This is a genomic window from Streptococcus ruminicola (assembly GCF_011387195.1).
Lineage (GTDB): Bacteria > Bacillota > Bacilli > Lactobacillales > Streptococcaceae > Streptococcus > Streptococcus ruminicola.
In genome coordinates this window covers 1,753,276-1,765,739 of the sequence record NZ_CP046919.1, presented here as the reverse complement: position 1 = coordinate 1,765,739, position 12,464 = coordinate 1,753,276, and the positions used below count along the sequence as shown (strand labels likewise).

The window sequence follows — 12,464 nt, the reverse complement described above, 5'->3', positions numbered from 1 at the left end:
CTGAAAGTGGCATATACTTTTCTTAGGAGAAAGCTAGATGTACCAACATATAAGAGATTTGAGAGAGGAGAGGTTGCCTTAACGGCAGATGTTCTAGTGTAACTTTCTAAACTCTATAACGGTTAGTACAGATTACCTATTAGGGTTAACAGATTGTCCAGATAGGATAAAACACAAAATAAAATAGTCTCTCCTTGATTTGTTCATTGACAATTGAATAAACCGAGGTGGGACTTTCTTATTTGTTGAGCAATTTAGTGAGATACGCCGTGATAGGAGCGAAAATTATTAGCTATAAAATAGAGTGTTTCTCTATCTGCCATGACCTCAAATAAGGATAATGATACTTCTGAACGTTCAGGCTGCCAGCGTAAAAGGATAGCGGGTGAAATGCCCATGAATGATTTAACCAATCATACCCACGGAGGTTAATAATATGAATAGAGAGAAACTATTATGAAAATTAAATTTGTATCGGTTGAGAATAGTATAGCTGAGTGGGCAGATAAAAAAGCTATATTGAGGAGGTGAGAAGGTCTGAATCAATATACACTGAATAGATGGTTAGGTGAAATGAGAGATAATAAGCAGTTTAAAGATTATGTGATTAATCCAACTCATAAACTAGTCTTTATTAATTTGGAAGGCTTTGAAGAGTTTTTAAGATGGAAGCAGAGGGCAGAAAAATAAAGAGAATCATGATATAATATAAAATGGTTATATTTCTATGATTGATTTTTCTTTTCAAGTTTAAGGAAACGAAAATGTACTATCTGGCAAGTGGAAGACAACTGTTGTAAGTTATCGTAAAAACACGAGTCGCGCTCGAAGATAAAATTAAGAGATTAGTTAATGGCAGTGAAGCTCAATTTAATCCACAGTTGATAAGAACTTTCGGAGAGTTAAAGATGAGTTGGTTAGAAACCTAGTCAGTATCAGTAAAACCTCAGACAGTAAAAAGAGAGGCTTTTGTGATAGAACGTCTTGGTGAAATCATTGGTGATGATTATTTACTCGAACGTTTAACACCGTTATTGATGAAAAAGTATTTGACTACCTATATGGAGAATATAATGCGTTACAATCTACTATGATACATATAAAAACACTTGTAACAAAATTTTTAACCATGGTGTTCTTTATAATGTTATTCAGTTCTCACAAATGTCTGTAATAAAGCTAGAAACGTTCCTTGAGAAAAAGCGAGAAGCAAAGTTTTTAGAAATTCATGAAATTAGAGCCTTCTTTGAAGCACTAAGTCGAAGAAGAAACCCGAATTACTATGACTTAGCTATAATAGTTTTACTATTTTCAGGACTGCGAATCGGGGAAGCTGCTTTTACAAAGGAAGATTTTGATGCTGAGAGTGTTTTTAGAACAGAATACGGTTCACCAATAACTTCGCATTCTTTCCGGGAAGTACTTGCTCGTGTTGAAACTGATCTTATCAAAAACTGCGAAGAGAGATACGGTTTCAAATGGACAAAGCATGTAACCCCTCATTCCTTTAGACATATGCATATTACCTATTTACAAAGTGAGGGTATGAAAGTTGCTATAAAAGAAATTATAGAACGTGTTGGACATGCTAATTATGAAACAACTATGTTGTATACTCATAGTCAAGGAATATCTGAAAATCAAACAGTTAAAGCCTTCGATAAATTTATTGATAGGAATAATTTTAGATTTGAAGCATTAAAATCTTGGTCTAGCAAATATTCCAAATATTAAATGATGAAATAGAAAATAATCTTGATTCAAAAATAATTGAATTTTCTTTAGTTGATTTTAGAGAAAAACTTGGTCTAAAATCAACTTATACACCTAGGCATATAACTGCAAATATAATTCCTAAGCTTAAGAAAGATTTATCAAAATATTACAAGTCATTTGATATTTCTTATTTAAGAGAAGGGAAACAAAAGTTTGTTGGTTATTATAGGTTAACTTGGTGAATACAAAATCTTGGTACCTGTTTGGTGCCTAATAAAAAACAGGCAGTTTTTTCAAACAAAAAGCCTTGCTACGAAAGGATTTATAAACTCATGGCAACTATTCAATGGTTCCCAGGGCATATGTCAAAAGCCCGTCGACAAGTTCAGGAAAATATTAAACACGTTGATTTCGTGACTATTTTAGTGGATGCACGTTTACCACTTTCAAGTCAAAATCCAATGCTAACAAAAATTGTTGGTGATAAACCAAAACTCATGATTTTAAATAAAGCTGATTTAGCTGATAGCAATCGTACAAAAGAATGGCGTCGTTATTTTGAAAGCCAAGGAATTAAAACTCTTGCTGTCAACTCAAAAGAACAAGCAACTGTAAAATTAGTTACAGAAGCAGCTAAATCTTTAATGGCTGACAAATTAGCTAAATTGCGTGAACGTGGTATTCAAAAAGAAACCCTTCGTACGATGATTATCGGTATTCCAAATGCTGGTAAATCAACTCTTATGAATCGCTTAGCTGGTAAGAAAATCGCCGTTGTCGGAAATAAACCTGGTGTCACAAAAGGACAACAATGGCTTAAATCTAATAAAGATTTGGAAATCCTTGACACCCCAGGGATTCTTTGGCCAAAATTCGAAGATGAAGTGGTTGGTCTAAAACTCGCTCTTACCGGAGCTATCAAAGATCAACTTTTACCAATGGACGAAGTGACTATCTTTGGACTTAATTTCTTCAAAGAACATTACCCAGAACGTTTGATTGAACGTTATAAAGGCATTGACTTGGAAGAAGAAGCACCAGAAATTATCATGGCTATGACACAGAAACTTGGTTTTCGTGATGACTATGATCGTTTCTACGCTCTTTTTGTCAAAGATGTTCGTGAAGGTAAACTTGGACGCTACACATTGGACATTGTAGGAGATGTTGAAAATGGCGACCGTTAAAGAAATCAAAGAAGCGCTCGCTGACATTGACAATCTTGACGATGCACGCTGGCAAGCCTACGAGGAAGATAGCCGAGCAGGCGTGCAAAAAGCTATCATCCAGCGTAAAAAGGCTATTCAAGCCGATATCGACGAAGACTTGCGTTTGGAAAATATGCTGCGCTACGAAAAAGAGCTTTATCAAGCTGGTTATGAAGCTATCGGAGGCATCGATGAAGTAGGACGTGGCCCATTAGCGGGTCCTGTCGTGACTGCTTGCGTTATTCTGCCTAAGAATTGTAAAATCAAGCATCTTAATGACTCTAAGAAAATTCCTAAAAAACACCACGAGGAAATTTATGAAGAAGTCCTTGCGCGTGCTTTAGGAGTTGGTATTGGTGTGATTGATAATACTGTCATCGATGATATCAACATTTATGAAGCGACAAAAGTTGGTATGCTCCAAGCAATTGACCAAATCAAGGGACAAGTGACTAAACCCGATTATCTTTTAATTGATGCCATGCACTTAGACACTGACATTCCTCAGCAATCACTTATCAAAGGAGATGCTAATTCTTTATCAATTGCGGCAGCCTCTATCGTTGCCAAAGTCACTCGTGACCGCATGATGGCGGATTACGCCAAAGAGTACCCTGGCTATGCTTTTGAAAAAAATGTCGGTTACGGTACTAAAGACCATCTTGCAGGTCTTAAAGAACACGGTATTACACCAATTCACCGTAAAACATTTGAACCAATTAAATCTATGTTGAAGGAGAACTAAATGACAAGCGAAAAAGAAAAAATGCTAGCTGGTCAGCTATATGATGCTGGTGACAGTGAGCTACTTGCCATGCGTTTACATGCCCGTAAACAAATCACACTCTTTAATAATGAAGAAGACCGTCAGAAACGTAAAGAAATTATCAAATCATTATTTGGTTCCACAGGCGATAACTTGCTAATGGAGCAGCGTTTTGTCTGCGATTACGGGTCAAATATCTACATTGGTGAGAACTTTTTCGCTAATTATAACTGTACCATGTTAGATGTCTGCGAGATTCACATTGGAGACAACGCTATGATTGGTCCGAATTGTCAGTTTTTAACTCCTCTTCACCCACTAGATGCAAAAGAACGTATTTCTGGTTTGGAATATGGAGCGCCAATCACTATTGGTGATAATGTATGGCTTGGTGGTGGGGTAACCATTCTACCAGGTGTCACTTTAGGTGATAATGTCGTCGTTGGTGCTGGCACTGTTGTAACCAAATCATTTGGAGATAATGTGGTTATCGCCGGAAATCCAGCTAAAATCATCAAAATATTAGATTAACTCAAAAAAATCTCACAAAGTCCTATGGTTATAGGACTTTTTTTCGAATAGAGAAGTAGTGAGGTGACTAATGAATAATTTTGAACTATTTAAATTAAAACAAGCAGGACTAACAAATCTCAATATTCTAACCATTTTAGATTATCAAAAGCGAGAGAAGGAATCTCTTTCCTTGCGCGATATGGCAGTTGTGTCCAAATGTAAGAATCCTATTTTATTTATAGAAAAATACAAAGATTTGGATAGTAAAACTTTGCGAAAAGTCTTTAACCAATACCCTAGTATTTCAATACTAGATGACGACTATCCGCTGGAATTAAAACACTCTTATAATCCGCCTGTTTTGCTTTTTTATCAAGGCAATATTGAGCTACTCAATCGTCCAAAAATGGCAGTAGTAGGAGCACGCACAGCCACACAGACAGGAACCAAGTCCGTTCAAAAAATTATCAAAGAACTTGGAAATCAATTCGTCATTGTCAGTGGCTTAGCTAGAGGAATCGATACCAGCGCACATATTTCAGCCCTAAAAAATGGCGGAGCGACAATAGCAGTTATTGGTTGTGGTCTTGACGTCTATTACCCCAAAGAAAACAAGCAGTTGCAGGACTACCTTGGAAAAAATCATTTGATTTTAAGTGAATACGCAGCAGTAGAAGCGCCACTAAAATACCATTTTCCAGAACGCAATCGCATTATCGCAGGGTTATCCCAAGGCGTCATAGTAGCAGAAGCTAAATTGCGATCTGGCAGCTTAATTACTTGTGAGCGAGCCCTAGAAGAAGGACGAGACGTTTTTGCCATTCCAGGTAATATTTTAGACGGAAAATCTGACGGATGTCATCATTTGATCAAAGAAGGCGCAAAGTGCATCACATCAGGCTTAGACGTCCTTTCAGAGTACCAATTGTAAACAAGTTTTTTCTATTAAATACAACTTTTTTATTGACAGTTTGGAAAAAGCGGGGTATCATGTTATAAGTTTATTACTGATAGGAAGTGAGCTTATGGCAACGACTACTACAAAAGCCCAAACAGCTGTTAAAAAGACAAGTAAAAAAACAACAAAGAAAAAAACAGCTGCCAAGAAAAACTTGGTTATTGTGGAATCACCAGCTAAAGCAAAAACCATTGAAAAATATCTAGGACGCAACTACAAAGTTGTCGCTTCAGTTGGTCATATCCGTGATTTGAAAAAATCAAGCATGTCTATTGATTTTGAAAACAACTATGAACCGCAGTATATTAATATCCGTGGTAAAGGTCCTCTAATTAATGATTTGAAAAAAGAGGCTAAAAAATCTAAAAAAGTTTATCTCGCAAGTGACCCGGACCGTGAGGGAGAAGCTATTTCATGGCATTTGGCACACATTTTGGGACTTGACGAAAACGATAAAAACCGTGTTGTTTTCAATGAAATCACTAAGGATGCTGTTAAGAATGCCTTCGTTGAACCACGTCAGATTGACATGGATTTGGTAGATGCGCAACAAGCTCGTCGTGTTCTTGACCGTATTGTTGGTTATTCTATCTCACCATTGCTTTGGAAAAAGGTTAAAAAAGGTCTTTCTGCAGGTCGTGTGCAATCTGTAGCACTGAAATTAATTATCGACCGTGAAAATGAGATTAAAAACTTTAAACCTGAAGAATACTGGACAATTGATGGATTCTTCAAAAAAGGAACTAAAAAATTCCAAGCTGCTTTTTATGGCATCGATGGTAAAAAACTAAAACTCAACACTAACGAGGATGTCCAAGCAGTTCTTGCTCGACTTACAAGTGACGAGTTTAACGTAGCAAAAGTTGAAAAGAAAGAGCGTCGTCGTAACGCACCACTTCCATATACAACATCATCTCTTCAACAAGATGCTGCTAACAAAATCAACTTCCGTACACGTAAGACTATGATGGTTGCTCAACAGTTGTACGAAGGGATTAGTCTTGGTAAGAGTGGTACACAAGGTTTGATTACTTACATGCGTACCGACTCTACACGTATCAGCCCTGTTGCGCAAAATGATGCTGCAGGCTTTATTACAGAACGTTTCGGTGAAAATTACTCTAAACACGGTAGTCGTGTGAAAAACGCTTCAGGTGCTCAAGATGCCCACGAGGCTATTCGCCCATCAAACGTTAACCTAACACCAGAATCTATCGCAAAACACTTAGACAAAGACCAATTGAAACTCTACACATTGATTTGGAATCGATTTGTCGCAAGTCAAATGACAGCTGCGGTGTTTGATACCATGAAAGTTAATTTGGAGCAAAATGGCGTTCGCTTCACAGCTAACGGTAGTAAAGTCAAATTTGACGGTTACTTGGCTGTCTACAACGATTCTGATAAGAATAAAATGTTGCCCGACATGGTTGAAGGCGATGTTGTTAAGAAAGTTTCAACAAATCCTGAACAACACTTCACTCAACCACCAGCACGTTATTCTGAAGCCACATTAATCAAAACGCTTGAAGAAAACGGTGTTGGACGTCCATCAACATATGCACCAACACTTGATGTTATCCAAAGACGTTACTACGTTCGCTTGGTTTCAAAACGCTTCGAACCAACTGAATTGGGTGAAATCGTTAATAACTTGATTGTTGAATTCTTCCCAGATATCGTTGATGTCAAATTTACCGCTGACATGGAAGGTAAACTTGATGAAGTCGAAGAAGGAAAAGAACAGTGGCAAAAAGTCATTGATGCTTTCTACAAACCATTTGAAAAAGAACTAGCAAAAGCAGAAACTGAAATTGAAAAAATTCAAATCAAAGATGAGCCTGCTGGTTTTGACTGTGACGTTTGTGGACATCCAATGGTTATTAAACTTGGTCGCTACGGTAAATTCTATGCTTGTAGTAATTTCCCAGAATGTCACAATACCAAAGCCATCACAAAAGAAATTGGTGTGACTTGTCCAATTTGTGGCGAAGGTCAAGTGATTGAACGTAAGACAAAACGTAATCGTCTTTTCTATGGCTGTGACCGATATCCTGAGTGTGAATTCACTTCATGGGATAAACCAGTCGGACGTTCTTGTCCAAAATGTGGTCAATTCCTCGTTGAGAAGAAAATTCGTGGCGGTGGTAAACAAGTCGTCTGCAGCAACGAAGAATGTGACTATGAAGAAGCAAAAGTTAAATAATCTGTTAAACCTTACAATTTGTTTTGTAAGGTTTTTTTAGGTCAGTTTTCATTGCCATTATAATAGACTTTTTAAATAATTTCCGTTATAACGGACTTTTTTTGATAAGTCTGTTATAATAGACCTATAAGAGAGGTGGCCTATGAATTATTTTGCATTAATTGGTGATATCATTGATTCAAAAAAAATCGATAATCGTTACCAAGTTCAAAAAATATTAGAAACTTGCTTAAATGATTTAAATACAGAATTTAAAGAAGTATTGGTTTCAAAATTATCTATTACATTGGGAGATGAATTTCAAGGATTATTGACGCTTGATGCCCCTTTATTTCAAATCATTGATCGTATTAATCTTGCTATGCAGCCTTATCAGGTACGTTTCGGAATTGGAATGGGAAAAATTCTAACAGACATCAATCCCGAACAAAGTATTGGTGCTGATGGTCCAGCTTACTGGCATGCCAGAAAAGCCATTAACTATATTCATCAAAAAAATGACTACGGCAATACACAAATTGCGGTTTCTTTTGATGATGAGAATCAAGTCAGCATTGTTAATACCTTGATTGCAAGCAGCGAAGCTATTAAATCAGACTGGCGAGCAAGTCAAGAAATTATCTTAAAAGAATTATTAGCGCTTGGAATTTACGATGAGCAGTTCGACCAACAAATGCTTGCTAAACGATTAGAATTAACGACCAGTGCCTTATCAAAACGTCTTAAAAGTAGTAATATCAAAGTTTACCTTCGCGCACGAAAAACGGCTTTAAATTGTCTCAAACACTACGGAGAGGAGTTAGCTTAATGCCTATCACTGGACTTGCACAATATTTGACACAGCATCCTGTTTTGACCTTGTTGTTAATCTGTCATTTTTTATCTGATTTCCAACTGCAAAGTCAAAAGGTGGCTGACCGTAAAAATACAGATAAAAAGTACCTTTTGGTTCATCTTCTAGGAGTAGCTTTTCCTCTGATTTTACTAACTTGCTTTTTACCAAGTCTATGGTTGACGAGTCTGCTTATCTTACTTAGCCATGCTATCATTGATTTTGGAAAATCGAGTGTCGCTAAGTGGCTTCATCTCAACGCTATGTGGACATTTTTAGCAGATCAGACACTTCACTTAGTGATTATCGTTTTATTGACAGGAAGTATATTTTGTCCTTATCTGACTGTCAATGCTACAACAGTAAACATGATTCTATTTCTTGTTCTCATCACTAAGCCAACAAATGTTGTTTTCAAGATTTTCTTTCAAAAATATCAGCCACAAGACAATCAAAAAATGGATACCATTCCAGGTGCTGGGGCAATCATTGGTCTATTAGAACGCATTGTAATGAGTATTTGTATCATTTTTAATCAATTCGCCTCAATCGGTTTAGTTTTTACAGCAAAATCTATTGCGCGGTATAATAAAATTTCAGAAAGTCCAACATTTGCAGAATATTATTTGATTGGATCACTATTTAGTATTTTAAGTGTTTTGCTAGCTGCTTGGATTTGTTTGTTTTAGTCTTTTTTACATAACTTTAATTATGTTTGTAATTTTAAATATTTGTTTGTATTTCAATGATTTTATGTTATGATAGTCAAGTATTAAAAATAGAAAGATTCAGATATGGGAAATCCCCGTGTCTGGAAGCGATGTTAGATTGGCTTATTTAGCCATTTTGGCGTCGTTTTGGAGGTATTAGTATATTGTCTCAATCATCATACATTAACGTTATTGGAGCTGGTTTAGCTGGTTCTGAAGCTGCTTATCAGATTGCTAAACGCGGTATTCCAGTTAAACTTTACGAAATGCGCGGCGTTAAACCAACTCCTCAGCATAAAACTGATAAATTCGCTGAGCTTGTCTGCTCAAATTCACTTCGTGGTGACAGTTTAACAAATGCTGTTGGTCTTTTGAAAGAAGAAATGCGTCGCTTGGATTCTGTTATCATGAAAGCTGCTGAAAGCACTCGTGTGCCTGCTGGTGGTGCTCTTGCTGTCGACCGTGACGGATTTTCACAAATGGTAACTGATGAAGTTACAAACCACCCACTTATCGAAGTTATCCGTGAAGAAATCACTGAAATTCCTGACGATGCTATCACAGTCATTGCTAGTGGTCCACTTACTTCAGATGCCTTGGCTGCAAAAATCCACGAATTAAACGGCGGCGACGGCTTCTATTTCTACGATGCAGCAGCACCAATTGTCGATAAAAGTTCTATCGACATGGATAAAGTTTACCTTAAATCACGTTATGACAAAGGGGAAGCTGCTTACCTTAACTGTCCAATGACAAAAGAAGAATTCATGGCTTTCCACGAAGCTCTTGTCAATGCTGAAGAAGCTCCGCTAAATTCATTTGAAAAAGAAAAATACTTCGAAGGTTGTATGCCAATCGAAGTGATGGCTAAACGCGGCATTAAAACAATGCTTTACGGTCCTATGAAACCAGTTGGGCTCGAATATCCAGATGACTACAAAGGTCCACGTGACGGTGAATTTAAAACACCATATGCTGTTGTTCAACTACGCCAAGATAACGCTGCTGGTAGCCTATTTAATATCGTTGGTTTCCAAACACACCTCAAATGGGGTGAACAAAAACGTGTTTTCCGCATGATTCCAGGTCTAGAAAATGCTGAATTTGTACGTTACGGCGTTATGCACCGTAACTCATACATGGATTCACCAAACCTTTTGACTGAAACATTTGCTACACGTCAAAATCCAAATCTTTTCTTCGCTGGTCAAATGACTGGTGTTGAAGGTTATGTTGAATCTGCTGCATCAGGTCTTGTAGCTGGTATCAATGCTGTGCGTCGTTTCAAAGGCGAAGAACCAGTTATTTTCCCTCAAACAACAGCTATCGGTGCTTTACCACACTACATCACTCATGCTGAAAGCAAACATTTCCAACCAATGAACGTTAACTTTGGTATCGTTAAAGAACTCGAAGGACCACGTATCCGTGATAAAAAAGAACGTTACGAAAAAGTTGCTGAACGTGCCTTGAAAGATTTGGAAGAATACCTTAACGTTTAATACAATATCTTAGAAGAGGTGACAAAATGTTTCCGATTCAATTAGGACTAAAAGCTAGCTGCGCTCCAGAGCAAGTAGCTAGTCGTCTAAAATATCATCCAGATGTTTTTGAATTTTTCACAAGCGAAGCTGATTATACGGCTGATGGCTTAGAAAAACTTGAAGAAGCCATTCAAAAGGTCAAATCAAGTGGTGTAAAGACTATTGTTCTCCATCACCCCATGAAATACCAAGGAAAACGTCTGGAATTGGTAGCCCATCCCAAAAATAATGCTGAATTGGTTAACTTTATCGATTTTTCAACACAAAAAATACTTGATTTAGCAAAAAAATACGACTGTAAAGTGCTGGTTCACGGCTCTTACGAGTTAGAAGAAGCTGAACTATTAGAACCTTTTGCTTCAATTGAGGATGCTCGTCAGTATCTTTTCTCTCGCATGGATCATTTTTGCCATATTGGCAAAGGCCATATCATGTTTGAAAATGGTATTTCAAAACTCTATGCCTATGGAGATCCTAAATTTGATGGCTTGCTAGCGAAAAAAGCTTACCCGCTTGCCTATGATATTTCTCATGCTTTTATCTATCTTCACGGTGATAACGAGGCTCTTCAACAGTCTCTAAAGACTTTGAAGGATCATATCGTTCATTACCATTTAGTAGACTCACTTGGGCAAACGCATGATAGCTTAACGCTAGGGCATGGGAAAATTGATTGGGCGAAAGCTTTGCCACTCTTTAATGAGAAAGCAAGTAGCATCTACGAAATTAACTTAAAAGACCTAACTAATCCAGTTGAACAGCTCGAAAGTCATGCTTACCTAAAACAGATTGCACAAAACTTGTAAGATAATATAAAACACAGAAGTATTGGCTTCTGTGTTTTTTCTTACATTTTTGTAAGGTTTCATCCCCAAAACTGTAAGAAAAAAAGAGCTGATTTCCGATAAACTAAAGATGTCAATAAGAAAGGAGTAGCAGTATATGAAAGAAGAATTTAAACACTATCTTAGCCTATGGATTCATTTTTTCATTTGGATTGTATTGCTATTTCTTGGATCTATTGTTTATATCATCTCATATGCCTTTCGCATAACAAAGTAGAAGGAGGTGCTTAGTATGATTGAGCTATATAGTCTGATAAGTATTCTATTTATCATCATAGTAGGAGTAGCAAGCTTGGCTTTTTGGTACTGGAGTGGTAGAAGACCGCTAAAAAAGCGCTAAAAAGTTTTCAAAAGTAAAAGACTAACTAAGCATTTCTGAGCTTGAAAGGGTATAATGAAAAAAAGGAGAAATTATGTTACTGGAAATCAATCACCTCGAGAAAGTTTTTCGCACACGCTTTTCAAAAGAAGTGACACGAGCTTTGCAAGATGTCGACTTTAAGGTTGATGAAAATGAGTTCATCGCCATTATGGGAGAATCAGGATCAGGTAAAACAACCTTGCTAAATATCTTAGCAACACTAGAAAAGCCAACCAATGGTTCCGTTATTCTAAATGGTGAAGAAGTCACGAAAATCAAAGAAAGCCAATTAGCTGAATTTCGTTTAAAAAATCTTGGCTTTGTCTTTCAAGATTTCAACTTGCTCGACACTTTGTCTGTTAAAGACAATATTTTCTTGCCATTAGTTCTTGGTCGAGTTCATCATCAAGAAATGGAAAAACGCATTGCAACACTTGCTCCAAAATTACACATTGAAGAGTTGCTTGAAAAACGTCCTTTTGAATTATCTGGTGGTCAAAAACAACGTGTTGCCATTGCTCGTAGTTTAATTACTAATCCGCAGCTTCTTTTGGCTGATGAACCAACCGCAGCGCTTGACTATCGTAATTCAGAAGATATCTTAAATCTTTTTGAAGACATTAACAGCTATGGCCAAACAATACTTATGGTAACTCACTCAGCCAACGCCGCAAGCCATGCTAAACGTGTGCTTTTTATCAAAGATGGTCGTATTTTCCACCAAATTTACCGTGGTAATAAAACCAATCAAGAATTTAGTAAAGACATTTCACTCGCCATGACAGCTCTTTTAGGAGGTGAATAA

General features: G+C 37.0%; 10 protein-coding genes and 3 pseudogenes. All 13 read left to right on the top strand.

Annotation, left to right across the window (positions count from 1 at the left end; all coding sequences use genetic code 11):
- Positions 1 to 54: 54 nt before the first annotated feature.
- Positions 55 to 187 (top strand): annotated as a pseudogene (locus tag GPZ88_RS08965) (helix-turn-helix domain-containing protein); the annotation flags it as partial.
- A 269-nt stretch (positions 188 to 456) separates the two neighbouring features.
- Positions 457 to 690 (top strand): annotated as a pseudogene (locus tag GPZ88_RS08960) (DNA-binding protein).
- 79 nt (positions 691 to 769) lie between these two features.
- A pseudogene (locus GPZ88_RS10425) lies at positions 770 to 1,958 on the top strand (tyrosine-type recombinase/integrase); the annotation flags it as partial.
- Between the two features lie 90 nt (positions 1,959 to 2,048).
- Positions 2,049 to 2,903, top strand: a complete 855-nt coding sequence (ylqF, locus tag GPZ88_RS08950; protein WP_039696900.1) for a ribosome biogenesis GTPase YlqF — start codon at positions 2,049 to 2,051, stop codon at positions 2,901 to 2,903.
- On the top strand, positions 2,890 to 3,669 hold the full coding sequence (locus tag GPZ88_RS08945; protein ID WP_158913825.1) for a ribonuclease HII: 780 nt from the start codon (positions 2,890 to 2,892) through the stop codon (positions 3,667 to 3,669). The genes ylqF and GPZ88_RS08945 overlap by 14 nt, the downstream gene beginning before the upstream one ends.
- On the top strand, positions 3,670 to 4,221 hold the full coding sequence (locus GPZ88_RS08940) for a sugar O-acetyltransferase (RefSeq protein WP_166044170.1): 552 nt from the start codon (positions 3,670 to 3,672) through the stop codon (positions 4,219 to 4,221).
- Positions 4,222 to 4,291: 70 nt separating this feature from the next.
- The gene (gene dprA / locus GPZ88_RS08935) at positions 4,292 to 5,134 is read left to right on the top strand and encodes a DNA-processing protein DprA (RefSeq protein ID WP_166044168.1); all 843 of its coding nucleotides are present in this window, start codon (positions 4,292 to 4,294) and stop codon (positions 5,132 to 5,134) included.
- A 94-nt stretch (positions 5,135 to 5,228) separates the two neighbouring features.
- Positions 5,229 to 7,367: a type I DNA topoisomerase gene (gene topA / locus GPZ88_RS08930; RefSeq protein WP_074601924.1), complete on the top strand. Its 2,139-nt coding sequence runs from the start codon at positions 5,229 to 5,231 to the stop codon at positions 7,365 to 7,367.
- 142 nt (positions 7,368 to 7,509) lie between these two features.
- On the top strand, positions 7,510 to 8,175 hold the full coding sequence (locus GPZ88_RS08925; RefSeq protein WP_166044166.1) for a SatD family protein: 666 nt from the start codon (positions 7,510 to 7,512) through the stop codon (positions 8,173 to 8,175).
- Positions 8,175 to 8,888, top strand: coding sequence for a DUF3307 domain-containing protein (locus GPZ88_RS08920; protein ID WP_166044164.1), 714 nt, complete (start codon positions 8,175 to 8,177; stop codon positions 8,886 to 8,888). The genes GPZ88_RS08925 and GPZ88_RS08920 overlap by 1 nt, the downstream gene beginning before the upstream one ends.
- Positions 8,889 to 9,073: 185 nt before the next feature.
- Entirely contained in the window at positions 9,074 to 10,411 is a 1,338-nt protein-coding gene (gene trmFO / locus GPZ88_RS08915) for a methylenetetrahydrofolate--tRNA-(uracil(54)-C(5))-methyltransferase (FADH(2)-oxidizing) TrmFO (protein ID WP_004231656.1), read from the top strand.
- Between the two features lie 26 nt (positions 10,412 to 10,437).
- Positions 10,438 to 11,259 (top strand): sugar phosphate isomerase/epimerase family protein, encoded by an 822-nt coding sequence (locus GPZ88_RS08910; protein WP_166044162.1) that lies wholly within the window; start codon positions 10,438 to 10,440, stop codon positions 11,257 to 11,259.
- Between the two features lie 452 nt (positions 11,260 to 11,711).
- The gene (locus GPZ88_RS08905) at positions 11,712 to 12,464 is read left to right on the top strand and encodes an ABC transporter ATP-binding protein (RefSeq protein ID WP_166044160.1); all 753 of its coding nucleotides are present in this window, start codon (positions 11,712 to 11,714) and stop codon (positions 12,462 to 12,464) included.